A 23669-nucleotide genomic window follows, 5' to 3' on the forward strand; every position below is an offset into this window, starting at 1 on the left:
AACGCATCCTCAGTGGGCCGGGCGGGTGTGATGAGATTCTGGCGGCAGGCTCGAGGCCGGATGCGCACTGCCTAAGGCGCGCAGGCACAGAGCACTGATCTGCTGAATCAATTGTTGTTGTTCAGGTCCGGTCATGGCGGTTCGCGCCTGCACCGCCGACGATGCATCGGCGGCCAGGTTCTGACCGGGAAATAACGGGCCGATTAACGCTTCGGCCAACAGCCCTACCAGTGCTGCCGAGCTGACGCTGGCATCCTGGCGGGCAAATTCGCCACGGTTCATGCCGTCGCGGATTAAATCTTCAAAAATTTCGGCGTAGGCCAGACGGTATTGCAGACGCTCCTGCTCTACCCGCGGGTCGACCGGCTCGGCAATTAACGCATACGCCAGCTGAGGTCCGCGCAGGGCACGCTCGGCGAAGGTCATCACCGCGCGCAGCAGACGCGCCGCGCAGGTATCGTCGGCGCTCAGCGCTTCGCTGGCGGCCAGTACATTGGCCACCTCGTGTTCGGTGGCGTAACGGAACACTTCCGCCACCAGCTCGGATTTATTCGGAAAGTGGCGGTAGATGGACCCCGCCGCCACCCCGGAACGCTCCGCCACCGCGGCTGCAGTAGCGGCCGCAAAGCCGCCCTGCGCCACCAGATCACGCGCGGCTTTCAGCAGGCGGTCGCGGGTCAGGGTTTTCTTCGCCCGGGTGTGGTCGGTTTCGCGGTAAGCCATGGCATTCCCCTGATCAGATCAAACAAGTGAATCATGATTCACTTTTTATTACAACGACCCGCTGAACCCGGATGCCACAGAAGTTTCATGCGCACGTCACAGCGACGTCATTGCCGCCCGGCAATTTGGTCTAGACCAAAAACCCACTGCAAGACAGGATAATAATCATGAACGTCTCACCCCGTTTTCTGCGCAGCGGTCTGCTGACTGCCTGCACTCTGCTCGCCGGCAGCCTGCTGGCCAGCAGCGCCTCTGCCGCCAGTCAGGTACCTGAGCCCAGCCCGGACCCGGGCGTGCCCTCCACCAGCGTCAGCCAACCACGCGTGCTGCTGGTCGGCATGGACGGCCTGCAGTTAAGCGAACTGCAACAGATCAGCGCCCCGAACTTTGACCGTCTGCTGGTGCGCGCCGCCTACACCGGCGGTGTCGATGGCGAAGCCAGCGAGCAGGCGACCTACAGTGGTCCGGGCTGGTCGACCATTCTCACCGGTGTCTGGGCCGATAAGCACCACATCACCGCCAACGATTCCGATCTGGCCAACCCGGACTTCCCGAGCGTCTTCAAACGTCTGCGCGATGCCCGTCCCGAGGCAAAAATCGCCAGCGTGATGAACTGGGGCACGCCCAACACCAGCTACTTCCGTAACGAAGTGGGCGGCAACGACATCACCTTAAGCGGTCTCAGCGACAGCGCCGTTACCAGCAAAGGCGTTGAGCTGGTCAACGCCGATTACGACTTCGTGTTCCTGCATCTGGATGAAGCCGACCACGTGGGTCACGCCAGCTGTTTTGGCAGCGCCTACGACACCGCCCTGCGCGGCCTTGACGCCCAGCTCGGGCAGTTGCTCGACGCCGTTGAACAGAGCAGCAGCGACTGGCTGGTACTGGTTACCACCGACCACGGCCGCGAGCCGGTGACCGGCTGCAACCACGGCAACCAGACCGCTCAGGAAAAGAGCATTTTCATCGCCAGTAACCGCACCCTGAACAGCGAGTTCGGCGAAGTGGTGAACGACATCAGCAACAACGATTTCTCCGGCATCTACGGCCGTCCGGCACAGACCGCCATCACCCCGACTGTGCTGCGCTATTTGGGCGTAGAACCGCAGATCAGCTGGAAACTGGATGGCCTGCCTCTGGTGGCCGGCGAAGGTGTGCGCAAGCTGCTGCCGGGCGGTGGCAGTAACGACTTCAGCTGGTTCGCCGACGCCAGCGCGCCGGTGGCGATTTACCGCAACGGCAGCCTGCTGACTCAGGTTGATGCCATGCAGCGTGGCTTTGCCGACAGCGCCGATGCCCGCGGCATTATCGATTACGTGCTGGTGCAGAACGACACGCCGGTTGCCCTGCACCTGACCAGAGTGGACATCGACGCCGCCGTCGACTGGAGCCTGTCGCGCGCCTATTTCTTCCGCAACGACGGCCGTTACGTGCGTTACAACAAAACCAGCGACCAAGCCGACAGCGGTTACCCGGCCAACACCACCAACAGCAGCTGGCCGGGCCTTGGCGACTACGCCGGTCTGATCACCGCCGCCTTCAGCAAAGACAGCAGCCGCAGCTACTACTTCCTCAGCGACGGCCGTTACATCCGCTACAACAACAGCTCGGATCAGGCCGACGCCGGTTATCCGAAAGCCATCGACGACAGCACCTGGCCGGGTCTCGGCGCCTACGCCACCAGCATCCGCGCGGCCCTGCGCTGGACCAGCGACAAAGTGTTCTTCTTCCTCGCCGACGGCACCTACGTGCGGTATGACCTGGGTGACGACAAGGTCGACGCCGGCTATCCGAAGCCAGTCAACGACAGCACCTGGCCGGGTCTGGGCGCCTACGCGCAGGACATCACCGCCGCGGTGAAATGGAGCGACAGCCGCGCTTATATTTTCCTCACAAACCAGCGCTATATCCGCTATTCCATCAGCAACGACAGCGCCGACGCCGGTTACCCGGCCCGCATCAACGGCGGCACCTGGCCGGGTGTGATGAATCCGTAAGCCATCTGCGGTCACCGTCAGATGTTCAGGGCAGCCTTCGGGCTGCCTTTTTTATATCCGCCAGCGACCTTTGCTTTCCTGCGCCGTGCTGACCGGCAGGCTGCATGCGGCTGATACCCGGCTGTCACACTCGCGCCCTACCATGGCCGGGTTGATTCAGGACAAAGCGGCGCCAAGTGTTTTTGCCCGGCTGCCGCCTTTGTGAAATCCTCTGCTCTTTCAATCTAAGCCCTTACAAACTCAGCCCTTTCAACGTCTGCCCTTGCAAAGACAGGAGTCGCCCGTGAACCCGACCTATTCTGCCCAGACCGTGCTGCAAACCGCGCGCGGCCCGTTTCTGATTCTCGCCCCGGTATGCGTACTGGCCGGTGTGGCGGCGGCGCTGCTGCAACCCGATGTGCAACTGAACTGGCTGAGTCTGGCGCTGATTCTGGCCGGTGCGCTGGCGGCGCACATCAGTGTGAACATGCTCAATGAATATCTGGATTTCCGCAGCGGCCTCGACCTGAATACCCAGCGCACACCGTTCAGCGGTGGCAGCGGTGCACTGCCGGGCGACCCGGCGGCGGCTAAAGCGGTGCTCGTGGGCGGCATCGCCACGCTGGTGCTGACCGGGCTGATCGGGCTGTATTTTCTTGCCAGTGGCGCCTGGGGCTTGCTGCCGCTGGGGCTGGCAGGTCTGATCGTGATTGTCACTTACACCCGGCAGATCAACCGCAGTCCGTGGCTGTGTCTCGTAGCACCTGGGTTCGGTTTTGGTCTGGCAATGGTGGCCGGCAGTGGCTATGCCCTCGGCGCGGCGGATTCTCCGGCGCTGTGGCTGGCGGCGCTGCTGACCTTCTTTCTGGTGAATAACCTGCTGTTGCTGAACCAGTATCCGGACATCGAGGCCGATAAAGCCGTGGGCCGTTATCACTTTCCGATTGCCTATGGCGTGGAGAAAAGCACGCGGATGTACGCGCTGTTTGTGCTCGGCGCGGCACTGTCGGTGGTGGTGGGGGTTGTGGGCGGCTGGTTCCCGCTGTGGTCGCTGCTGGCGTTACTGCCGTTATTGCTGAGCGTGAAAGCCCTGAGCGGCGCGCGCCAGCTGGGGGCCGCCATCGGTACCCAGCCGCAATTCATGGCAGCCAACGTGATGGCCACGCTGGCGACGCCAACCGTACTCGGTCTGACCCTGTTACTCGGCTGAGAAACAGAGCCGGCACCGCTCAGATCAGAATCAGGGCAGCCAACGTGGTGGCCACGCTGGCTGCTCAAGACAGTTTGACCGTCTCAGGCCTGACCTCGTTACTCGCCTGAGGTACGGGTCCAGTAGCCACTGACATCAGAGCCCGGCAGCACCAGCTGCAGGGCGCTGATGTCATGACCATCACCGGCTTCATACGCCACACCCTGCACCGCGCTGCGGCCACAGTCGCCCGCCTGTTCGGCACGCAGCAGACCAGAGTCTTCGGCCACCAGGGTCACCGTCAGGGTGCAGCCATCCAGCGCGATGTCCGCTTCACCCGCCACGCTCAGCGACAGCGTCTGATTGCCGGCGCTGGCGTAGTCGGCGGCGGCGTCCTGCAGATCCGGCGCGGTCAGCGCTTCCGCGCTGAGTGTCAGCGTAACCGCGTCCAGCGTGCAGCTGGCGTCTGTGTCCAGTTCGCACACAGCGCCATTGCTGAAGGTCAGCGCGTTGTCGGCATAACGTCCGCTGTAGGCGGTCAGTTCGTCACGGTCGCTGATCAGCATCAGCACCGCGGCTTTGCTGGTCAGCGCCAGACGCAGCTGGGCGGCATGGCCGTCCTGCTCGTAGGCAGCGCTGTACTGACCCTGATGGTCTTTCAGGAAGCGGCTGGCCGCACTGTCTTTGTTGTCATCGTCGAAGCAGCCGGTCAGCGCCAGAGCGCCCGCTGCCATCAGCCCGAGGCTGAATACCGGTTTCATGGCCTGCTCCTTACTCGCTCAGTGCGCTCAGACGCTGTTTCACCAGCGCGTTCTTGACCTGCGATGCCTGCACGCTGGCTTCCATCGGGCTGATGGTGATGTAGCCTTCGGCCAGCAGATTGGCTTCGCTGTCGGCGGCGGTGTCGTTCACCAGGGTCGCGTCCATACCGATCGAAACACCCACCTTACCGGCGTAAGAGGCCTGCGCCATCGCATAGGCCGCTTCAAACGAGGCGGCGTAACCGGCGCTCAGAATGCCCTGCGCCACATAGCCCATGGCGGTGGAGTCCTGGCTCAGGTCGCTGCTGAAGTACACGTCCATACCGCCGTTCCAGCCCACCTGACTGAAGTGGAAGCCTTTGTGGTTTTCCATGTCTTCCGGGGTGTTTACGTTCAGACCGGTAAACGCCGGCAGCAGAGGCTGACCCGCCGGACGCGACGCTTCGAGCGTAGCCACCAGTTCAACCACAGCGTCCGCTACCAGCGCAGCTGTGTCGGCGTCATCGGTTTCGGCGCTGACGGCAATGGCCGGAATACCGCGGGCCAGAGCAATGTTGGCCGCACCCAGAGTGCCTGAGCTGTTGGTCAGATAACCCAGGTTGTTGCCTTCGTTCGGACCGGAGATCAGCAGATCCGGCGCGCTGCCCCAGATTTCCGGCGCCAGTACGTCGATGCCGTACAGAGACGCCATCACCGGCGTGCCTTCCACATACGAGCTGAAGGCTTTGCTGGTGTCGGTGTCACCCACACAGGCTTTCTGGTCGGCAATCTCGGTGCGGTCGACGGTCACGGCTTTCAGGAACGACACGGCGCCGCCCTTGCCGCTCTGGCCGGTACACGGGGCCGACATGATCACGTCGTGACCGGCCGCTTTCAGTTTGGTGAACAGAACGTTGATGTTGTCGGTCGACCAGCTGTCGTCGTTGGTCAGCACAATGTTCAGGGCGCTGGCCGGTTGGGCCAGCAGCGCGGAGGCCAGCATCAGGCCAGCCAGTGGGGTGCGTTTCATAAGGTGCTCCTCAGCAGATGTTTGCGTCGGAGACCACTGTCAGGCCGGCGTATTGCTGAGCTGTGAATACGATCTCTCTGTGCGTTCAGAGATGTCTCTGAATGACGTCTGCCCGCCAGAACACAGGCTTGCCGGGCTCAGCGTCAGGCCATAGCGATAGCGCGCCGTGGCCATATCGCGCTCGGCCTGAAACAGAAACGCAGCGGCCAGATCACCCAGCGCGCGGGTCAGTTCGTCTTTGATCTTGTTGCGGTTCTGGTCGAGGGTTTTGCCCTTGAGCCCGCTGTCGCGCAGATCGTTAATCGCCTTGGCATGACCGCCATGGGCTTCCATCAGATCCGCCAACCAGTGGCCCTCACGTTCGTCCGGGCGATTCACCGCCGGATTCACGTACAGGCCAAGCCCCAGGGCGCAGCGGCGGGCGTACCAGAAGTAATAGAACAGCGGTGTCGGCGCCATGCCGAGGGTCAGGCCGTGCACCTGCACCTGACGCGCGGCCAGATCAAACGACAGGCTTGAATCATGGATGGCAACGCGGGCGGCCTCGTCGGCGCTCAGCCCGCGCAGTAACGCCAGCCGGAACCAGTCCAGTTGTTCAGCGCTGAACGCGCGCCAGTCAGTGTTGCGCGCCAGCAGCAGGCAGTCACTGAGCGGCAGCTCACCCTGACCTTTGTCCTGCGCCAGTGTCTGCGCCCACACCAGCGCCTCCGGATCGGCACTGACCTCCGACGCCAGCTGTGCCGCCTGCGCCGGAGCGTACCCCTGCTGGCGGAAATGCTGACGCCAGGCACCGGCCAGAGCCCAGCGACTGCCGGGCAGCACCTCCAGCACCAGCTGCAAAATCAGGCTGATCACCAGCGCCGCCAGCAGCAGCGCCGGCCACGCCGGAATCAGTTCCAGCGTCAGCTGCGCCTGCATCACGCCCTCGCCGTAGGGCCACGCCAGTTGCAGGGTTTCGTGGCGCCAGCCGGAATCCAGCACCGACGCCGGCGGCGTGGTACTGAGCTGTAATTTGCCGGGGCGGATGTCATCAATCAGGCGGACACCGGCCAGCGGCTGCAGGGTGAAGGTCAGCGCCGTTTGCAGTTGCTGCTCCATGCGCGCCAGCGCCTGAGCTTCGTCGTGGGCATTCACCAACGCGGCGTTCACCACCGGCGGCAGTTCCCGCTGCAACACGCTCTGCACCGACCACAAGGCACTGGCGCGGGCGCCGACGGCCAGCAGCAGGCTGATCGCCAGCAGCGACAGCAACAGAATCAGCAGGCGTGAACGCAGCACGGTTTGCAGGTGTTTCATACGCCACACTCCTCTTCCGCTGGCACCGGATGCCGGCTGAGCTGCGCCACCATGCGGTCGAACATCGCCAGCCCGGCCAGCAAGCGGCAGTGCAGATCCGGCGCCACGCCGGCGGCGACGTACCAGCTGCCGATCGGCGCGTGGTCCGTGAGTAGCAGACGCTGATCCGCCGGCCAGTCCGGCAACTGCACCGGCAGCCCCGGCATCAGGTCGAGCTGCCCCTGCAGAAAGGCGCCCATCAGTTCACTGCGGTTCGGGAAATAGCGCACATCCGCTTCGTCGACGCCCAGCGCCGCCAGCTGCAGGCGCGGCAACTGATAGCCCGACTGACTGCGGGAATCGGCCAGCAGGCCGATGCGCTGGCCACGGAAATACGCAGCCGACGCCACCAGCCCCGGGCGCTGGCTGAACCAGTCGATCTCGTAGTCGGGCATGGGTTTCAGCACCTGATACAGGCGGCCGAAATCCGGCAGCAAACCGGACAGCACGTGTTCACGGTCCCACAGCAACTGGAAATCGTGACTGAGCAGCGCCCCGCTGCGCAGGGTGTCACGCGGCGCCCACGACACCTCGACCCGGCCATAGGCACTGCCTTTCAGCCCCTGCTGACACAGTTGTTCGGCCAGCGCCTCCGCCTGCCAGTCGACCGGCATGTAGACACGGAACGCAGCATCGCCCTGCGCCTGCGCGATCCGGCACTGATACCCCGACAACGAAGGTAACGGCGCCAGCTGCACCGGATGCGGAATAAGCAAGGCCACGGCGGCGCTGGCGATCAGCAACAGCAGCAGGGCTTTCATCAGATGCAGGTAACGGGTGGTGGACATGGGCACCTCGGTGAGCGGCGCTCCGGGTGCAGCGGACAAAGCGGCAGGAAGCGTCCGGCGGACATAAGCGCCGGATGCTAAGAAGAATGTATGAATTATTTATGACAAGACGGCCGACAGCACAGACGGCCGGTGACTCGGCTCAGCGGCGCGGTTCCGGCAGCGGCATCAGCTCGGCGGTGGCCAGCAGGCGGGCCTTTTCCGGCGTTACACCCAATGCACGCAGCACCAGTTCGGCGCAGTCGCTGCCGGCGTCTCGCCAGGTACGCAGACCTTCGCGCACCAGATAAATCGAACCCAGCACCGAACTGGCAACCATGGTGATCACGGCCGACAACTGATCCTGGCGCACCTGATAAATGCCGCGCTGAATGCCGTCCATCAGAATCTGCACCGGTGCGCCGGAACCCAGACGGCGCAGGGCGACGTTGCTGAAACCAAAGCGGCTGATAAAACTGCCCCAGGCCGGATCTTCGTGGGCACGGCGGACGTAATGGCGGATACCCGCGGCCAGTTTGGCGGCCGGGTCGGGCTGGGAGCGGAACGCCGACAGAATGCGCTGGTTCATTTCGTCGGCCAGATGCACGGCCACGTCTTCGAACAGGTGCTCGATGGATTCCACATGGTTGTAGACGGTGCCGCGGGCCACGCCGGCAATGTCAGCCAGCTCACGCACGGTAACCTGAGTCGAACCTTTTTCGGCGAACAGATGCAGGGCCGCTTTGTAGATACGGCGCTGGGCGGCAGTCAGCCCGGGTTGCAGCATGGAGGCTCCAGTCGGCAATCATCCTGAACGGTAAACGCCCCGTGGCTTCCGGGCCACAGAGACACAACAACGCAGAGTGATTTATGACACCGCCTCGGTCTGCCGTCGGGCGGTTTGCAGCCAGCTGAACGCTGGTTAAGAAGAGCCGGCATGTTACCACAGCCGGCTTTAGGGAAGAACGCAGCGCTGGATTGTCAGGAAGAACGGATTGTTCAGAGTCTGACCGGTACTTCCATCAGGGCGCTGATGGTACGCACCAGATCCAGTTCCACCGGACGCTGCTGACCGTCGCTGTCCATGCAGGCAACCATGGCTTTCACCAGCCGGCCCTTGAGGTGCGGGTAAGCTTCGGTCAGGCGGGTCAGCGCCAGATTCAGTGGCTTCAGACTGTTGCTGCGCGCCTGCAGCGTCAGACCTGCGAAACCTGCCGCATCGCAACCGCGCGAGAAAGCAGTGTACGCACTCTCCTGCTGATCGCTGCCGAACCAGGCCAGCACCGACAGCACCACGGCCAGATCGTCGGCCACGTCAGCCACTTTGGCAAAGCGCGTGGCCGACGGCGTAACCGCCTCAAAATGCGGATTCAGGTACTGCAGAATCAGGCGGTACAGACACCACTCGAAGATATCGATCTCGCCGTCGGCCTTGGCCAGCTGCACCAGCAGCTGGCGGAAATCCTGATACTGGGCCGCCGACAATTGCTTCAGCGCCGGAATCGCGGTTTCGACCAAAGGCAGGCGCTCTTCGGCGCGCAGCGCCTGCAGCAGGGGCAGCATGCGCAGCACCTGCTTGTAGAAATCCACACCCTGCTGACTGCGGATCAGATCCAGCTGCTGCTCGTGCACGAAACGCTCAGGCGGCGCCATCAACAAGCCCACGACGAGTGCGCGGGCGCTGTAGGCGTCGCGCGCGGCATCGGCCAGTTTGTCGCGTTCACCCGCCACCGCCACCTCGTCGCCACTGCTGAAATCCGTGTGGCTGGCGCGGTCGGCGCGCGGTTGTGGACTGGCCGGGGTGTATTCAATCGGTGCATCGCCGGCCATCAGGCTGACACCGGCGAACGCCGCCGCAGCCTGACGCCCGACCGCAACGTCCGGCGATTCGGCCTCGGCATCGGCACGTTTCTGCGGCGGCAGAAAGCGGCCATCCCAGCGCGGTTCAATGCGGCGGATGCGCTCATCCAGCGGCGGGTGGGTGGCAAATCCACTGAAGCGGAACGGCAGCGCCTGACCAAAGAAGATGTGCGCGGTTTCCTCACGCTCCGGGCTGCTGATCACGCTGCCGGCGCCATAGCCAATCACCTTCAGCGCCCCGCCGATGCCGTCCGGATTGCGGGTGAACTGCACCGCCGACGCATCGGCCAGAAATTCGCGCTGGCGCGAGACCGCCGCCTTGATCAGGTTGCCAAAAAACACGCCGCCATAACCGATCACCACCAGCCCCAGACCGAACAGAAAAATCGGCAGGCCGTTGTCCTTTTTATTGCCGCTGCTGAAACCGCTGCGGCGCGACGCGCTGTTGAGGATGTAGCGGCCGATCATGCCGACAAACAGAATGCCGAACAGCACCGCCATCAGGCGGATATTCAGGCGCATGTCGCCGTTAAAAATATGGCTGAACTCGTGGGCCAGCACGCCCTGCAGCTGGTCGCGGGTAAGCTGCTGCATGCAGCCGCGGGTAACGCCGATCACCGCATCCGACGGCTGATAGCCCGCCGCAAAGGCATTGATACTGTCGTCGTCGAGCACGTACACCGGCGGCACCGGCATACCCGAGGCAATGGCCATTTCCTCAACCACATTCAGCAGACGGCGTTCGTAGAAATCTTTGCTGGCCGGCAGCAGCAGACGACCGCCCAGCGATTCCGCCACCTGACGGCCACCGCCGCGCAGGGTCATCCATTTCACCAGGCTGGCGCCACCGACAATCACCAGCACCCCGGCGGTAATGGCCAGCCATTGCTCCAGCGACATATAGGCAAACAGCCCCGGACGCACCGGCAGGCCGGTGGAGGGGTCGTTGGCCATGTGCACAATATCGGTGTATTTGCCGGTGACGTGCTTATCCATGCCCCACAGCACAAAGGCCAGCAGCAGGTTGAGCAGCACAATGAGGGTAAGCACAGCCGCCGAGAACAGCACGACCAGATGGCCGGTCCGTTTACGCGCCTGATCCTGATGGGCGAAAAAATCCATGGTCCGTGTCCACAAGGAAAACGCCGGATGGGGTCATCCGGCGTTGGGGGGTCAGAAGCTGACTTTCGGCGCGCTCTGAATCTGAGCGCTGTCTTCGAACACCAGCAGCGTGGCGTTGGCCGGATGGCCGAAGCTCGCCGCCAGCAGCACCGGCGGGAATGACTGACGGAAGGTGTTGTAAGCCGTGACGGCGTCGTTGAACGCCTGACGGGCGAACGCCACTTTGTTTTCGGTGGCGGTCAGTTCTTCCGACACCTGCATCATGTTCTGGTTGGCCTTGAGGTCCGGGTAGGCTTCCATCACCACGTTCAGGCGACCCAGCGCACCGGCCAGAGAACCCTCGGCACCGGCCAGCTGTTTCATGGCGTCGGCTGCACCCGGTTGTCCGGCGGCGGCTTTCAGACCGGCCAGCGCTTCGTTACGGGCGCTGATCACAGCCTCCAGCGTTTCACGTTCGTGCTTAAGATACGCTTTGGCGGTTTCGACTAAATTGGGAATCAGATCGTAGCGGCGTTTAAGCTGCACTTCGATCTGGGCGAAACCGTTTTCGTAGCGGTTTTTCAGGGTCACCAGATTGTTGTAAATGCTGATGGCGTACACCACCAGCAGACCCAGCACGACCAGAATAACAATGGTTGAAGTACTCATAGCCCTTCCTCAGCGCGCCCAGTTGCCGGAGGCATCCTGATAATATTCACCCGATGCGGCCGCTTTCTGCGTCAGCTTCTCGCCGGCGATTTTCTCGATGTTGGCAAGGCCTGTGTTCTGCTTGGCAGCGATGTCCTGATACTTCTGTTTGCGCTGTTGGTTGATGTCGACCACCAGAGCGGCTGCGTCGTTATTGCCTGTGGCAACCAGACCCAGATAGCCGTTGCTCTGCTCGCCCACCAGCCCCATCTGCTTGGCGCTGTCGAGTTCCAGTGCCCAGCTGCTCAGGGACACCAGTAATGCCGATACCGTCAGTAAAAACTTTTTCATAAGTGACTCCTTGCGCCCCTGTCAGAACAATCCGTCTTCTTCTTTGAACAGGTCTTCGAGTTCTTTCTCTACTTTGACCCGTACTTCGTGCTCAATTTTTACGTTGAGATTGATGGTGATGGGCTTGTCCGGCGCCGCCACCTTCAGGGTGCAGGCGCTCAGCGGTGCCAGCATCAGCAGCGCCAGCAGGCTGTGTTTTACCTTGATCATAATGTCCGGTCCTTCCGTGAGGTGTGTTTACTCTATAGCCCGGGCCCACGAATGCAACGGTTTGCCGCTGCTTTTGTGCGCGCCTTATTTCTTTTTCTTAATGCCGTAGACCGCCTGCGCTTTGGCTTTTGCCTTGGCCTTGGCCCGTTGCTTGCGCGGATTACCGCTGCGCGCCAGCGCTTCATCGAAGGCGGGTTCGAAACCGGTCAGCCAGATCATGGGCAGCGGCCGGCCGATCAGTTGTTCGATGTCGGCCAGCAGGTTTTCTTCGTCACGCGCCACCAGACTGATGGCGTGCCCTTCGTTACCGGCACGGCCGGTACGACCGATGCGGTGCACGTAGTCTTCGGCATTGAACGGCAGCTCAAAGTTCACCACGTGCGGCAGCGACACAATATCGATGCCGCGCGCGGCGACGTCGGTGGCCACCAGTGCGCGGATGGTGCCGGCTTTGAAATCGTCCAGCGCCCGCTGCCGCGCGCCCTGACTTTTATCGCCGTGCAGCGAGTCGGCCTTAATACCATCGAGGGCCAGTTCTTTTACCAGCGCATCCGCACCTTGTTTGGTGCGCACAAACACCAGCACCTGCTGCCAGTTACCGGAGCCGATCAGAAACGCCAGCGCGCCGGCTTTTTTGCCTTTATCCATCTGATACAGGGTCTGGCGGATGGCGTCGACTGTGCTGTTTTCCGGCGTCACTTCCACCAGCAGCGGATCCTTGAGCATGCCGTAGGCGAGGTCTTTCACCAGCTTGGGAAAGGTGGCCGAGAAGAACAGAGTCTGTTTGGTTTTCGGCAGCAGCTTGAGGATGGCGCGGATTTCATCGCTGAAGCCCAGATCGAGCATGCGGTCGGCTTCGTCCAGCACCAGCGCCGCCACATCGGACAACACCAGCGCCTGCTGGTTGATCAGATCCAGCAGACGCCCGGGCGTAGCCACCAGAATCTCACGGCCTTCGGCCAGCGCTTCGATTTGCGGGCGCAGGCTGACACCACCGTAGGCGATGCCGGTGCGCATGGCGGTGCCCTGCGCGTACTTTCCGGCACTGTCGGCCACCTGCTGCGCCAGCTCGCGGGTCGGCGCCAGCACCAGCACCAGCGGCGCCTTACTCTGTGCGCTTTGTCCGCCCAGACGCTGAATCAGCGGCAGCAGAAATGCGGCCGTTTTACCGGTACCGGTCTGGGCCCCGGCCAGCACATCACGGCCGCCGAGAATCGCCGGAATAGCCCCCTGCTGGACGGCTGTCGGTGTGTGATAGCTGAGGGAATTCAGCGTGGTCAGCAAAGGTTCGTTCAGACCCAGTGCAGCGAATGTCATGGTGGGATGCTCAGCCTGCGACAGAAAGGCCGCATTGTAGCATGCAGCCCACCATGGCCCGTGCGGCTCACTGAACTAAAATGCTCAGAACACCAATGGCGAATGGGGAAGCACGCATTGCGGATCTGGCTGCTGATTCTGCTGATTATGTCCGGCCCGGCGCTGGCCGATACCCTGCGTCTGGCGGTCGGGCAATCGCTGCCGCCTTACATCATGGCCGATGGCACAGGGATGGAGCTGGACATAGTGCGTGAGGCGCTGGCGCTGCGCGGCTATGACATCGAACCGGTATTTATGCCGTTTCAGCGGGTGGTCGACAGCGTGCGTCAGGGCCAGACCGAAGGCGCCCTGACCGTGAACGAAGACTCTGGGCTTAAGGCTTTTTATTCGGCAGAACACATCCGCTATCAGAACGTGGCCATCGCGCTGGCCAAGCGCCGGTTGCCGGTGCATGAGGTGCGTGATCTGGCCGGTTATTCCGTGCTGGCGTTTCAGAATGCGCGCCACTATTTAGGTCCGGCGTTCGGGGCCATGGCAGCAGCCAACCCGGAATACCACGAACTGGCGCAGCAGCAGTTGCAGATCGCCATGCTGCTCAATGAACGGGTGGATGTGATTGTGCTGGATCAGAATATCTTCACCTATTTCCGCCATGCCCGGGCGGCGCCGGTCACGGATGCCGGCATCGAGATATTCACTCTGTTTCCACCGACACCCTACAAAGTGGCGTTCCGCGAAGCGGTCTGGCGCGATGCCTTCAACAGCGGGCTGGCCGAACTGCGGGCCAATGGCCGCTATGACGCTATCCTGCACAGCTACCTCAGCCCGGATACAAGGTCAGAACAGCCGTAACTTTCTGCCCGTCCAGATTCAGCTCTGATATTGCGTCAGTGCAGTGGTTACTTTCTGCACGTAGTTGCGGGCTTCTTCGTATTTCAGCTGGCTGCGCAGATGCGTGTATACCTGTTTCGGTGTCATGCGGTTGATGCGTTTGGCCGCGTCGGCCACCGAGGTATTGCCGCTGAACGCCCGCGCCACATTGCCTGCGCCGGTATTGTAGGCAGCAATGACACAGAAGCGGCGGCTCTGCGGATCGGTAATGGCACTCAGGTAACGGCTGTCGAGCAGGCTCAGATACGCACACCCCATCTCGATGTTGGTGGCCGGCGTACACAGCTGGGCGCCGGTCATCAGGCGCTCGCTGCCGTACACCAGCTTCGACGCATCGCGGCCGGCGCTGGTCGGCACGATCTGCATCAGGCCAAAAGCCGGAATCTGGCTGCGCGCCATGGGGTTAAACGCCGATTCGGTTTCCATAATGGCCAGCACCAGCGCCGGATCCACCTTCCACTTGCCGGCGAATTGCTGCACCAGCGGCAGATATTCGCGTGAACGCTCCGGCACGGCATTAGCTGGCAGCGGAATGGTGATGGTGATCACCTCGCCTTTGCCGGTTTGCTGGCGGCTGCTTTTCTTCTGCAGAAACTGCTGTTGCCAGTCGGCGGGCATCAAACCACTGACCGGGGTTTTGCTGTCGGAAGGGCGGTTCTTTTCGCTGCGGCTCAGCACCGGGTCCTGCTGCCAGGCCTGCTGCACCGAGGCACTCATGATGCGTTCAAACTCCGCGCGGATACGTTCGTCGGTGATGCGCGCTGCTTCATCGGCGGTAAACGAGATACGCACTTCGTTGTGCTCGAAATCGAGGGTGCGCCGCACCTTGAGGTTGTCGCTGTACTCGACCCACACTTTTTTGGCCGACAGCTCTGGCTTGCTCCAGACTTTACCGAGCCGGTTGCGGTAGTCGTTCCAGGCCGCAAGGTAGGTGGCCTGATAGCGCCCCCATTCGGCCTGCAGCGACTGAAACCCTTCGCTCTGCTGGCGTTTGTAACGTTCAAACTCGTCTTCGGCGCCGGCCAGCAGGCGCGACGGCCACAGCGGCAGGGTCAGCAGAAGTGAGAGAAAGCGGCGGCGTCCGTTCATGGTGGGTCCTTAATTCTGTGTCGGCAGAAGCTTATGCAAGGCCTGCGGCAGGGGCAAATGCAGGTGCCGCCGACCTGACACCGGTCATGATCTTTTGCCGGCCGTGCAATTTAAACCCCCACAAAATACCGCTATAATGCCTGCCGATTTTAATAACGGTAAGCCGTGAAGCTTAGAGAGAGGACTCTTCCGTGAAACAACTGAAAGCTCTGCTGGTGGCTGTTGCCACTCTGGTGATGGCTCAGGCCTACGCTGCTACTGATGCTCAGGCTGACAAAATTGCTGAGCGTATCAAGCCAGTAGGTCAGGTTTGTGTGGGCGCAGAATGTGGCGGCGCTGCTGTTGCTGCGGCTGAACCACGCTCTGGCGAACAGGTATTCAACACTGCCTGTACTGCTTGTCACAGCATTGGCGTGCTGGGCGCACCGAAGAAAGGCGACAAAGCCGCCTGGGATGCCCGTCTGGCCAAAGGCTTCGATGCTACCCTGAAAAACGCCATCAACGGTCTGAACGCCATGCCACCAAAAGGCAACTGTGCGAACTGCTCCGATGACGAACTGCTGGGCGCCATCAAGTTCATGTCCGGCCGCCAGTAATTTACTGACCGGCAGGAACAAAAGCCGCATCGTCTGATGCGGTTTTTTTATGCCCCGCCGCCGGGGCTTCTGATCACTGAGCGTTCACTGAATAAGTGCACGTTATAAATCAGGCACCAACTCACTTGTTTGGTGACAGATCACCCGCTCCCTGCGGGACATTGGCGGCATTTTCGTAAAAATTTTTTGCCACATCTGGCAGAAAATTAAACCTTGGCTATATGTTATGCGAAAACAACAACGGCCCACGTCGTTGGGGGTTTCCCCCGTGGTCCGGATACGAGTGGAGAACTGCCTATGAGCGATGAAGAACTGGAAATGCAGGACGAGCCTCTGGAAGACGAGGAAGAGATGGAAGGTATGGATGACAGCGACGGAGAAAGCGACAGCGACTCCGGCTCTGATTCCGATAACGAAAGTGCCGAAGATCTGGCAGCCGCAGCGGCGGTCACCAATTCTTCGCTGGCGGCGCGTAATAAAGTACGTGAATCCATGGCAGCCGATGTCGAAGCCTTTCTGGCCCGCGGCGGCAAGATTCAGCAGGTCGAAGACAATGTGATGTCCGATCCGCCACGCAAGCCGACCTCAAATTACGGTAGTCGTCCTATCTGATGAGGCGAATTCCGCTACCTGACCGGAATGGTCAGGTAGCGTCTGCTACCGAATGCGGATATTCTTTCCGCTGGGTCAGGATGGCCCGATACTGGATAACGCAGGCGCGGATGCGCTGATACGCTGCAATATCCCCCGGCAAGGAAGCCCGAATATGTACATTTACTCGAAAAAGTCCCGTCGCCGTATGCACGCAATTCCCGCAGCCATTGCCCTGGGTCTGGTCGCCCTGCTCTGGCTGGCCAATGCCACCCGTCATACTCATGCCGAACAGGTGCTGTCTGCGCAGAATCTGTCGCAATGGGAATCTGACTGCCGTCACTGCGACATCAGCAGCCAGTACGACATTCTGCAGGGCGATGTCGTGCACCTGAGCAGCCAGGGCGATCTGAACATTGAACGCGAGCTCAACGAGACACCCGCCAACCCGAAACTCAGCTGGCGCTGGAGCGTCGACACTTACGTCGATGGCGGCACCCTGATCCGCATAACCCTGCACGTAAAAGAAACCGACAACTGGCCGGAGCGTACCCTGCATTACGTCTGGGACAGCGCCCAGGAAGCCGGCGCCATTGAAGCCCTGTCCGATTTTGAACACCGCATCGTGGTGACCGGTGCAGAAGCCAAAGCTGAAAACTGGTACAAAATTGCGCGCGATCTGAACAGCGATTGGGCCGCGATTTACAACGAACCGCTGCCGCCACTGGAACGCATTGAAGTCGGTCTGGGAATGGCCGGCGATAAAGCCGTTACCGGTGCGTTTCTCGACAGTATCGTGCTGATCAGCGACGACTCAGTGCCGCCACAGCAGCCGGCAATTGCGATAAATGAGTGATTTCCTGATCCGGCACGCATGAGGGCTCTGCCCACGCCGCATCCGCCAGATTGACCCACACCGTTCTGAATCCCAACCGCGCCGCCGCGGCCACATCCTGCTCCTGATGGTCGCCGATGTGGATACACTCCCCCGCTTCAACCCCGGCCTCGGCCAGCGCCTGATAAAACAGATCCGGCTGCGGCTTGGGTGCACCTATGTCTTCGGCACTGAAATGCGCCCGGAACAGGGAACGGATGCCGATCTGCTCAAGATTGGCGTTGCCATTGGTGAGGGCAATCAAAGGGTAGTCACCGGCCAGCTGCGTCAGCGCCTCTAAGGCGCCATCAAACAGCGTCACCTCACTGCGGGCCCTGTAGAACACAGCAAAGGCTTCAGCGGCCAGCAAGGCGGCCTGATCGCGGTCGATGCCACTTTGCATAAACACACGGCGCAGCACTTCTTCGCGCAGTTTTGAGACGCGGAAACGCAGGTCCGGGTAACAGGCGGCAATCTGATTACGGTATTCGCGGATGGCTTCCAGACTGTAAAAGTCCGCAGCCTGCGGCACGTTGTGCACAATCCAGTCGTGACAGGCTTTCTCCGCCCGGATGATCACCGGGTCGGTTTCCCACAGCGTATTATCGAGATCCAGCGTCAGCAGCCGGACAGCCTGACCAGTCAAGGATCAGGCCACCGGAATCTGCGGTAAACGCAGCGCCAGAATGTCCGCGATGTAGTCGAGGAACAGGGTGTCCATCGAGCTGCGGTAGTAGTTGGGTTCGTTGCTGGCGATGGTCAGTACGCCAATGTTGCCCTGACCGCGCACCTGAGCCGCGGCGACGGAACGGGCATTGGTGGTATCCAGCCCCAGCAGGCGGGCGATATCGTCCTGTGCCAGCTGGCCACACACAGCGCGGTGGCCTTTGAACAGACGGTGCACGGTGCGCTGGAATTCGGCATTGCGGATGGCGATCAGCGGGGCATCGAGATTACGTTCGGTGAAATGCAGCAGCGCCCAGTGATCGACGCCAAAGTCTTTGCGCAACGAATCGTCCAGCGCGGCCTGAACGCCTAACCAGTTTTCCGCTTCCACCAGCGCCAGCACCAGACGGCGGCTCTTTTCGAACAGCTGGTCGTTGCGGCGGGCGTTTTCCAGCAGGTCGGACAGACGCTGACGCAGCTCGACGTTGCGCTGACGATGCACCGACAACTGCCGCTCCACCAGACTGGTGGCCGGGCCGGTATTGTGCGGCACATGCAGCTCGGCCAGCAGATCATCCTTGCCGATAAAGAAATCCGGATGGTCCTGCAGATACTGCACGACATCGGCATCGGTTAAGCGGGGTTGCTGGCTCATGCTGCTTCCTTAAGTTCTGCTGCGGTCAGAGATTGATGCGGCCTTCGTAAACCGTCACCGCCGGGCCTGTCATGCGTACGCTCGACTGACCATCCCATTCGATGTACAGATCGCCGCCTGGCAGCGATACGGTCACCCCGGGTTTGAGCCAGCCACGCAGTTGACCCGACACCACGGCGGCACAGGCGCCGGTGCCGCAGGCCAGGGTTTCGCCGGCACCGCGTTCATACACACGCAGACGAATGTTGTGTTCATCCACCACCTGCATAAAACCGACGTTCACCTTGCGCGGGAACAGCGGATGCGGCTCGACCAGCGGGCCCCAGGTTTCTACCGGTGCAGTGTCTACGTTATCGACACGGATCACCGCGTGCGGATTGCCCATCGACACCGCGCCCAGTTTCAGCGGGCCAATACCGTCGATGTTCACGTCGTATTCGGCGGCAAAGGTATCGGCGGCAAACGGCACCAGCTTGGGATCGAGCACCGGCTTGCCCATGTCCACCACCACCTGACGGTCGTCGGTGAGGTGCAGTTCCATCATGCCGCTGGCGGTTTCAACGCGGATATCGCGCTTGCCGGTCAGGTGCTGATCGTACACGAAGCGGGCGAAACAACGGGCGCCGTTGCCGCAGTTTTCCACTTCGCTGCCATCGGCGTTGAAGATGCGGTAGCGGAAATCAACGTCCGGCTTGGACGGCTGCTCGACAATCAACAGCTGATCAAAGCCGATGCCGAAGTGACGGTCGGACAGTTCACGGATGCGCTCCGGACGGATGTGCCCGCTCTGGGTGACCAGATCGAGCACCATAAAGTCGTTACCCAGCCCGTGCATCTTGCTGAATTTAAGCCACATGTTTGCTTCTCAGTCGGATGGCAGCAGGGATTCGTTGGCGAACAGGCTGGCGATGCTTTCACGCTCACGCACCACCTGGGCACGGGCACCGTCGACCATGATTTCAGCGGCACGGCCACGGGTGTTGTAGTTGGACGCCATGACAAAGCCGTAAGCACCGGCTGACATGACCGCCAGTACATCACCGGCTTTAATCGCCAGCTCACGGTTTTTACCGAGAAAATCACCGGTTTCGCACACAGGGCCAACCAGATCGTACGCGCGCACAGGCTCGTCGCTGGTTTCGGCCACGGGTTTGATTTCCTGCCATGCGCTGTACAGCGCCGGACGGATCAGATCGTTCATGGCACCGTCGATGATGGCGAAATTCTTGTGTTCGTTCAGCTTCAGATATTCAACGCTGGTCAGAAATACGCCGGAATTAGCGGCGATATAACGGCCCGGTTCGAAAATCAGTTTGAAACGACGGTCGCCCAGACGCGCTTTTACCGCAGCGATGTATTCACCGGCCGTGGCCGGGGTTTCGTCGCGGTATTTCACACCCAGACCGCCACCCAGATCGAGGTGGTGAATTTCAATGCCCTGACCGGCCAGTGTATCCACCAGCGCCAGTACGCGGTCGAGGGCGTCGAGGAACGGACGGATTTCAGTCAGCTGACTGCCAATGTGGCAGTCGACGCCTTTGACTTCGATACCCGCCAGTGCGGCCGCTTTGGCGTAAACGCGCGGCGCGTCGTTGATGTCGATGCCGAATTTATTGTCTTTCAGGCCAGTGGAAATATACGGGTGGGTTTTGGCGTCCACATCCGGATTCACACGCAGCGACACATGCGCCACCTGACCGCGTTCGCTGGCCACCTGGCTCAGACGCTCAAGCTCGGCTTCGGATTCAACGTTGAAGCAGTAAACACCCACGTCCAGGGCGCGCGCCATTTCGTGCGCCTGTTTGCCCACACCGGAAAACACCACTTTTTTCGGGTCGCCACCGGCAGCGATGACGCGCTCCAGTTCACCCAGGCTGACGATATCGAAACCAGCACCCAGACGCGCCAGTACGTTCAGTACCGCGATGTTGGAGTTGGCTTTAACGGCGTAACACACCAGATGTGGCCAGTCGCCCAACGCATCGTTGTAAGCATTGAATTGCTGTTCCAGCGCGGCACGGGAATAAACGTACAGAGGTGTTCCGTATTGCTTGGCCAGCGCGGCCAGTGAAACCTGTTCGGCGTGCAGTGCGCCGTTCTGATAAGTGAAATTCGGCATCAGGATTGAGCTTCCGTAGAGGTGGCAGCGGGAGTTTCTTGCGGCAGATACAAGGGACCTTTCTGACCGCAGGCGGTAAGACCTGTCAGGGTCAGCAGAACAAGTAACCAGGGGCGTAACTGAATCATGCCGGAGTCTCCGTTATTGGTGGCCGATTATACGGTGATTACACAGGACTGTCTGCGCCGTGCGGCGCTCTGACTTTCGGCGGCGCATAAAAAAACCGCCGGCAAGCGGCGGTTTTTTTAACGTCCTGAGTATCAGGCCGGTAACAGAGCGCCGCCCATGGCATCTTTGAGCTTTTTCATGGCGTTCTTTTCCAGCTGACGGATACGTTCGGCAGACACCTGATAGATGGCGGCCAGATCATGCAGGGTCGCTTTTTCTTCGGCTAACCAGCGCTGTTGCAGAATGGCGCGGCTGCGTTCATCCAGCTGGTCCAGTGCCATGTGCAGACGATCGCTGGCGTCCTGTTCGAAGTTATCAGACTCGACCAGACGGGCCGGATCCATGCTGTGATCTTCGAGGTAATTGGACGGTGCCTGATACGCAGTATCGTCGTCTTCATCGGCGGCCGGATCGAAGGACGCGTCGTAGGCATTCAGACGACCTTCCATCTCGTAAACGGTTTTGGTTTCCACGCCCAGATCGTTGGCAATGGAGGTCGCTTCATCCTGATTCAGCCAGCCCAGACGTTTTTTCTGGCTGCGCAGATTAAAGAACAGCTTGCGCTGTGCTTTGGTTGTCGCGACTTTCACAATGCGCCAATTGCGCAGAATAAATTCGTGGATTTCGGCCTTGATCCAGTGCACCGCAAAGGACACCAGACGCACACCCACTTCCGGGTTGAAGCGTTTAACCGCTTTCATCAGACCGACATTGCCTTCCTGCACCAGATCCGACTGGTTCAGGCCATAACCTGAGTAGCTGCGGGCAATGTGAACCACAAAGCGCAGATGCGCCATAACCAGGCGGCGGGCGGCCTCCAGATCATCGTGATAATGGAGACGTTCAGCCAGCTCGCGTTCCTCTTCCTGCGTCAGCACAGGAATGGCATTGACCGTAGAGATGTACGCCTCGAGATTGGCTCCCGGGGTCAACGCGTTAACGGCTTGCAAACCTTTGTTCATCGAACACTCCTCTATTGCCTTGGCGGGCCGGCGTTTACCGGCCTTGCTAAGTTCTTCGGCGACTGAGTTTAGCACCTGTAAAGTTCGACATCCAACCGGTCATTAAGTTCCTTTACGGAACAATACATTCATATTCAATACGATCAGGGTTCGATCTGATCCAAATGCCGGGAAACCGACCACCAGGCGCCCAACCAGCCCAGCAACATGGCGGACAGCAGCAGCATCAGGGCTGCACCAGCCGACAGTGGACGCAGCGAAAACGCCGAGCCGTACAGCTCCGCCAGATCACCCACCGGCCCGCTCAGCAGCAGCCAGCAGATGATGAGCAGCAGCCAGGCCAGCAAGCCGCCGACCATGCCGTACCAGAGACCTGTATAGAGAAACGGCCGGCGCACCCAGGCGTTGGTGCCGCCCACCAGCTTCACCACCCGGATTTCATCCACCCGGGCGGCAATGGCCAGCCGTATGGTATTGCCCACCACCAGCAAAATGGCCAGCGCCAGCAGAATGCCCAGCACCCAGATCAGCCGCTCTGCCAGCGCCAGCATGGCCAGCAGACGTTCAACCCAGGCCATGTCCAGCTGCACGCTGTCGATCAGCTGATACGACTGCAACTGATCCACCAGTTTGCGTAAATCGGCCTGCTGAATGCCCAGCGGCGGCTCTACCAGAATCACCGATGGCAAAGGGTTGGTGGGCAGAAAATCGAGGGCCGCTTCCAGACCGCTGTTGGCGCGGAAATCGGCCAGTGCGTCGTCGGCGCTGATGAATTCAGTGGTGGCCACCTGCGGCAGGGCATCAATGCGTTTGCTCAGTGCCTGCGCGTCCGCCGTGCTGGTACCGGGTTTTACGTACAGGGTGATACGGCCGGATTCCTGAAAACGACCGCTCAGCTGTTGCATATTGTCGAGCGTCATCCACAGCGCGCCCGGTAAGGTCAGGGCGATGGCGATCACCATCCAGGTCAGCAGACTGCCCAGCGGATTTTTCAGCAGACGGATCAGGGTTTCGACCGCCACCAGCTGATGATGTGCGGCCCATGCGCCGAAGCGCTGCTGCACGCCAATGCTCTGCAGCGATGCCCCCGAGTTGTTCCGAGCCTGTTTCGCCTCAGACATACTGACCTCCGGCGATCAGCGCGTCTTCGTGCATCTGGCCATGATCGAGAATCAGACGGCGATGCCCCATGCGTTCCACCAGCGCAATATCGTGGGTGGCGATCAGCACGGTGACGCCGACCTGCTGGAAGCGCAGGAACAGATTCATGATTTCTTCAGACAGTTCCGGGTCGAGGTTACCGGTCGGCTCATCGGCCAGCAGCAGAGGGGGTTTGTTCACCACTGCCCGGGCGATGCCCACGCGTTGCTGCTCACCTCCGGACAGTTCAATGGGATTGCGCTTTTCCATGCCAAGAAGGCCAACGGAATCGAGCGCTGCGCGCACCCGGCGACCGGCTTCCGCCGGTGTAAAACCGGCAATCTGCAGCGGCAGGGCCACGTTGTCGTAGACGCTGCGGTCAAACAGCAGCTGGTGATTCTGAAACACCACTCCGACTTTGCGGCGATGATAGGGCACCTGCCAGCCGGCCATGCGCCCCAGATTATGACCATCAACGAACACCTGACCACGGCTCGGGCGGTCCATCAGCATCATGAGTTTCATCAGCGTACTTTTCCCGGCGCCACTGTGGCCGGTGAGGAAGGCGAATTCACCACGTTCCAGTTCGAAGCTGACGCCGCTTAATGCGTCCCGCCCGCCGGGGTAGCGTTTGCTGACCCGGTCGAAGCGCACCATGATGTTGCTGTCTG

At 60.9% G+C, this 23669-nt stretch carries 26 protein-coding genes; 6 read left to right on the top strand and 20 right to left on the bottom strand.

Going from position 1 to position 23669, the window contains the following annotated elements; translation table 11 throughout:
* Nucleotides 1-9: 9 nt before the first annotated feature.
* Complete coding sequence (locus tag ACQUQU_RS15180; protein WP_430460545.1) at nucleotides 10-723, bottom strand: TetR/AcrR family transcriptional regulator; 714 nt, start codon at nucleotides 721-723, stop codon at nucleotides 10-12.
* 167 nt (nucleotides 724-890) lie between these two features.
* Here ACQUQU_RS15180 and ACQUQU_RS15185 point away from each other — a divergent pair, with 167 nt between their 5' ends.
* Entirely contained in the window at nucleotides 891-2720 is a 1830-nt protein-coding gene (locus ACQUQU_RS15185) for a hemopexin repeat-containing protein (protein ID WP_430460546.1), read from the top strand.
* Between the two features lie 283 nt (nucleotides 2721-3003).
* Complete coding sequence (locus ACQUQU_RS15190) at nucleotides 3004-3909, top strand: prenyltransferase (RefSeq protein ID WP_430460547.1); 906 nt, start codon at nucleotides 3004-3006, stop codon at nucleotides 3907-3909.
* A gap of 98 nt (nucleotides 3910-4007) precedes the next feature.
* Here the strand turns inward: ACQUQU_RS15190 and ACQUQU_RS15195 are convergent, their stop codons facing one another.
* From ACQUQU_RS15195 to ACQUQU_RS15240, 10 genes are all read right to left on the bottom strand, one after another.
* On the bottom strand, nucleotides 4008-4649 hold the full coding sequence (locus ACQUQU_RS15195; RefSeq protein ID WP_430460548.1) for a hypothetical protein: 642 nt from the start codon (nucleotides 4647-4649) through the stop codon (nucleotides 4008-4010).
* 10 nt (nucleotides 4650-4659) lie between these two features.
* Nucleotides 4660-5658 (bottom strand): 5'/3'-nucleotidase SurE, encoded by a 999-nt coding sequence (locus ACQUQU_RS15200; protein ID WP_430460549.1) that lies wholly within the window; start codon nucleotides 5656-5658, stop codon nucleotides 4660-4662.
* Between the two features lie 39 nt (nucleotides 5659-5697).
* Entirely contained in the window at nucleotides 5698-6954 is a 1257-nt protein-coding gene (locus tag ACQUQU_RS15205) for a hypothetical protein (protein ID WP_430460550.1), read from the bottom strand.
* Nucleotides 6951-7781 (bottom strand): hypothetical protein, encoded by an 831-nt coding sequence (locus ACQUQU_RS15210; protein WP_430460551.1) that lies wholly within the window; start codon nucleotides 7779-7781, stop codon nucleotides 6951-6953. Before ACQUQU_RS15210 ends, ACQUQU_RS15205 begins: the two co-directional genes overlap by 4 nt.
* 142 nt (nucleotides 7782-7923) lie before the next feature.
* Nucleotides 7924-8547 (bottom strand): TetR/AcrR family transcriptional regulator, encoded by a 624-nt coding sequence (locus tag ACQUQU_RS15215; protein WP_430460552.1) that lies wholly within the window; start codon nucleotides 8545-8547, stop codon nucleotides 7924-7926.
* Between the two features lie 212 nt (nucleotides 8548-8759).
* Nucleotides 8760-10742, bottom strand: coding sequence for a M48 family metallopeptidase (locus ACQUQU_RS15220; RefSeq protein WP_430460553.1), 1983 nt, complete (start codon nucleotides 10740-10742; stop codon nucleotides 8760-8762).
* Between the two features lie 51 nt (nucleotides 10743-10793).
* On the bottom strand, nucleotides 10794-11390 hold the full coding sequence (locus ACQUQU_RS15225) for a LemA family protein (protein WP_430460554.1): 597 nt from the start codon (nucleotides 11388-11390) through the stop codon (nucleotides 10794-10796).
* Between the two features lie 9 nt (nucleotides 11391-11399).
* On the bottom strand, nucleotides 11400-11720 hold the full coding sequence (locus ACQUQU_RS15230) for a YdbL family protein (protein ID WP_430460555.1): 321 nt from the start codon (nucleotides 11718-11720) through the stop codon (nucleotides 11400-11402).
* A gap of 21 nt (nucleotides 11721-11741) precedes the next feature.
* Nucleotides 11742-11930 (bottom strand): YnbE family lipoprotein, encoded by a 189-nt coding sequence (locus ACQUQU_RS15235; RefSeq protein ID WP_430460556.1) that lies wholly within the window; start codon nucleotides 11928-11930, stop codon nucleotides 11742-11744.
* 84 nt (nucleotides 11931-12014) lie between these two features.
* Nucleotides 12015-13247, bottom strand: coding sequence for a DEAD/DEAH box helicase (locus ACQUQU_RS15240; RefSeq protein WP_430460557.1), 1233 nt, complete (start codon nucleotides 13245-13247; stop codon nucleotides 12015-12017).
* 117 nt (nucleotides 13248-13364) lie between these two features.
* Between ACQUQU_RS15240 and ACQUQU_RS15245 the strand changes: the two genes are divergently transcribed.
* Nucleotides 13365-14099 (top strand): substrate-binding periplasmic protein, encoded by a 735-nt coding sequence (locus ACQUQU_RS15245; protein ID WP_430460558.1) that lies wholly within the window; start codon nucleotides 13365-13367, stop codon nucleotides 14097-14099.
* Between the two features lie 18 nt (nucleotides 14100-14117).
* On the opposite strand, the gene ACQUQU_RS15250 is transcribed toward ACQUQU_RS15245, so the two are convergent.
* Nucleotides 14118-15227, bottom strand: a complete 1110-nt coding sequence (locus ACQUQU_RS15250; RefSeq protein ID WP_430460559.1) for a transglycosylase SLT domain-containing protein — start codon at nucleotides 15225-15227, stop codon at nucleotides 14118-14120.
* Nucleotides 15228-15418: 191 nt separating this feature from the next.
* Here ACQUQU_RS15250 and ACQUQU_RS15255 point away from each other — a divergent pair, with 191 nt between their 5' ends.
* The 3 genes from ACQUQU_RS15255 to ACQUQU_RS15265 all read left to right on the top strand — a co-directional run bounded on the left by ACQUQU_RS15255 (nucleotide 15419) and on the right by ACQUQU_RS15265 (nucleotide 17270).
* Entirely contained in the window at nucleotides 15419-15823 is a 405-nt protein-coding gene (locus tag ACQUQU_RS15255) for a c-type cytochrome (protein ID WP_430460560.1), read from the top strand.
* A gap of 297 nt (nucleotides 15824-16120) precedes the next feature.
* A complete protein-coding gene (locus ACQUQU_RS15260; protein WP_430460561.1) occupies nucleotides 16121-16435 on the top strand; it encodes a hypothetical protein in 315 nt (104 codons plus the stop codon).
* A 154-nt stretch (nucleotides 16436-16589) separates the two neighbouring features.
* Entirely contained in the window at nucleotides 16590-17270 is a 681-nt protein-coding gene (locus ACQUQU_RS15265; protein WP_430460562.1) for a DUF3047 domain-containing protein, read from the top strand.
* On the opposite strand, the gene ACQUQU_RS15270 is transcribed toward ACQUQU_RS15265, so the two are convergent.
* The 8 genes from ACQUQU_RS15270 to ftsE form a co-directional block, all read right to left on the bottom strand.
* Entirely contained in the window at nucleotides 17218-17934 is a 717-nt protein-coding gene (locus ACQUQU_RS15270) for an HAD family hydrolase (RefSeq protein ID WP_430460563.1), read from the bottom strand. The two genes, ACQUQU_RS15265 and ACQUQU_RS15270, sit on opposite strands and share 53 nt — an antisense overlap.
* Before the next feature lie 3 nt (nucleotides 17935-17937).
* Complete coding sequence (locus ACQUQU_RS15275) at nucleotides 17938-18609, bottom strand: DUF484 family protein (protein WP_430460564.1); 672 nt, start codon at nucleotides 18607-18609, stop codon at nucleotides 17938-17940.
* 25 nt (nucleotides 18610-18634) lie between these two features.
* The gene (gene dapF, locus ACQUQU_RS15280; RefSeq protein ID WP_430460565.1) at nucleotides 18635-19465 is read right to left on the bottom strand and encodes a diaminopimelate epimerase; all 831 of its coding nucleotides are present in this window, start codon (nucleotides 19463-19465) and stop codon (nucleotides 18635-18637) included.
* Between the two features lie 9 nt (nucleotides 19466-19474).
* Nucleotides 19475-20728, bottom strand: coding sequence for a diaminopimelate decarboxylase (gene lysA / locus ACQUQU_RS15285; protein ID WP_430460566.1), 1254 nt, complete (start codon nucleotides 20726-20728; stop codon nucleotides 19475-19477).
* Entirely contained in the window at nucleotides 20728-20856 is a 129-nt protein-coding gene (gene lptM, locus ACQUQU_RS15290; RefSeq protein ID WP_430460567.1) for an LPS translocon maturation chaperone LptM, read from the bottom strand. Before lptM ends, lysA begins: the two co-directional genes overlap by 1 nt.
* 132 nt (nucleotides 20857-20988) lie before the next feature.
* Nucleotides 20989-21858, bottom strand: coding sequence for an RNA polymerase sigma factor RpoH (rpoH, locus tag ACQUQU_RS15295; RefSeq protein WP_430460568.1), 870 nt, complete (start codon nucleotides 21856-21858; stop codon nucleotides 20989-20991).
* Nucleotides 21859-22001: 143 nt separating this feature from the next.
* Nucleotides 22002-22979 (bottom strand): permease-like cell division protein FtsX, encoded by a 978-nt coding sequence (ftsX, locus tag ACQUQU_RS15300; RefSeq protein ID WP_430460569.1) that lies wholly within the window; start codon nucleotides 22977-22979, stop codon nucleotides 22002-22004.
* Entirely contained in the window at nucleotides 22972-23655 is a 684-nt protein-coding gene (ftsE, locus tag ACQUQU_RS15305) for a cell division ATP-binding protein FtsE (protein WP_430463047.1), read from the bottom strand. Before ftsE ends, ftsX begins: the two co-directional genes overlap by 8 nt.
* Nucleotides 23656-23669 lie beyond the last annotated feature (14 nt).

Source organism: Thalassolituus sp. LLYu03 (genome assembly GCF_050507655.1).
GTDB lineage: Bacteria > Pseudomonadota > Gammaproteobacteria > Pseudomonadales > Oceanobacteraceae > Venatoribacter.

Excerpts from the sequence above, each read along its gene's own strand:
- ACQUQU_RS15180 (WP_430460545.1), bottom strand. The coding sequence starts at position 723 with ATGGCTTACCGCGAAACCGACCACACCCGGGCGAAGAAAACCCTGACC.
- ACQUQU_RS15185 (WP_430460546.1), top strand. The coding sequence starts at position 891 with ATGAACGTCTCACCCCGTTTTCTGCGCAGCGGTCTGCTGACTGCCTGC.
- ACQUQU_RS15195 (WP_430460548.1), bottom strand. The coding sequence starts at position 4,649 with ATGAAACCGGTATTCAGCCTCGGGCTGATGGCAGCGGGCGCTCTGGCG.
- ACQUQU_RS15200 (WP_430460549.1), bottom strand. The coding sequence starts at position 5,658 with ATGAAACGCACCCCACTGGCTGGCCTGATGCTGGCCTCCGCGCTGCTG.
- ACQUQU_RS15205 (WP_430460550.1), bottom strand. The coding sequence starts at position 6,954 with ATGAAACACCTGCAAACCGTGCTGCGTTCACGCCTGCTGATTCTGTTG.
- ACQUQU_RS15210 (WP_430460551.1), bottom strand. The coding sequence starts at position 7,781 with ATGTCCACCACCCGTTACCTGCATCTGATGAAAGCCCTGCTGCTGTTG.
- ACQUQU_RS15215 (WP_430460552.1), bottom strand. The coding sequence starts at position 8,547 with ATGCTGCAACCCGGGCTGACTGCCGCCCAGCGCCGTATCTACAAAGCG.
- ACQUQU_RS15220 (WP_430460553.1), bottom strand. The coding sequence starts at position 10,742 with ATGGATTTTTTCGCCCATCAGGATCAGGCGCGTAAACGGACCGGCCAT.
- ACQUQU_RS15225 (WP_430460554.1), bottom strand. The coding sequence starts at position 11,390 with ATGAGTACTTCAACCATTGTTATTCTGGTCGTGCTGGGTCTGCTGGTG.
- ACQUQU_RS15230 (WP_430460555.1), bottom strand. The coding sequence starts at position 11,720 with ATGAAAAAGTTTTTACTGACGGTATCGGCATTACTGGTGTCCCTGAGC.
- ACQUQU_RS15235 (WP_430460556.1), bottom strand. The coding sequence starts at position 11,930 with ATGATCAAGGTAAAACACAGCCTGCTGGCGCTGCTGATGCTGGCACCG.
- ACQUQU_RS15240 (WP_430460557.1), bottom strand. The coding sequence starts at position 13,247 with ATGACATTCGCTGCACTGGGTCTGAACGAACCTTTGCTGACCACGCTG.
- ACQUQU_RS15250 (WP_430460559.1), bottom strand. The coding sequence starts at position 15,227 with ATGAACGGACGCCGCCGCTTTCTCTCACTTCTGCTGACCCTGCCGCTG.
- ACQUQU_RS15260 (WP_430460561.1), top strand. The coding sequence starts at position 16,121 with ATGAGCGATGAAGAACTGGAAATGCAGGACGAGCCTCTGGAAGACGAG.
- ACQUQU_RS15265 (WP_430460562.1), top strand. The coding sequence starts at position 16,590 with ATGTACATTTACTCGAAAAAGTCCCGTCGCCGTATGCACGCAATTCCC.
- ACQUQU_RS15275 (WP_430460564.1), bottom strand. The coding sequence starts at position 18,609 with ATGAGCCAGCAACCCCGCTTAACCGATGCCGATGTCGTGCAGTATCTG.
- dapF (WP_430460565.1), bottom strand. The coding sequence starts at position 19,465 with ATGTGGCTTAAATTCAGCAAGATGCACGGGCTGGGTAACGACTTTATG.
- lysA (WP_430460566.1), bottom strand. The coding sequence starts at position 20,728 with ATGCCGAATTTCACTTATCAGAACGGCGCACTGCACGCCGAACAGGTT.
- lptM (WP_430460567.1), bottom strand. The coding sequence starts at position 20,856 with ATGATTCAGTTACGCCCCTGGTTACTTGTTCTGCTGACCCTGACAGGT.
- rpoH (WP_430460568.1), bottom strand. The coding sequence starts at position 21,858 with ATGAACAAAGGTTTGCAAGCCGTTAACGCGTTGACCCCGGGAGCCAAT.
- ftsX (WP_430460569.1), bottom strand. The coding sequence starts at position 22,979 with ATGTCTGAGGCGAAACAGGCTCGGAACAACTCGGGGGCATCGCTGCAG.
- ftsE (WP_430463047.1), bottom strand. The coding sequence starts at position 23,655 with ATGGTGCGCTTCGACCGGGTCAGCAAACGCTACCCCGGCGGGCGGGAC.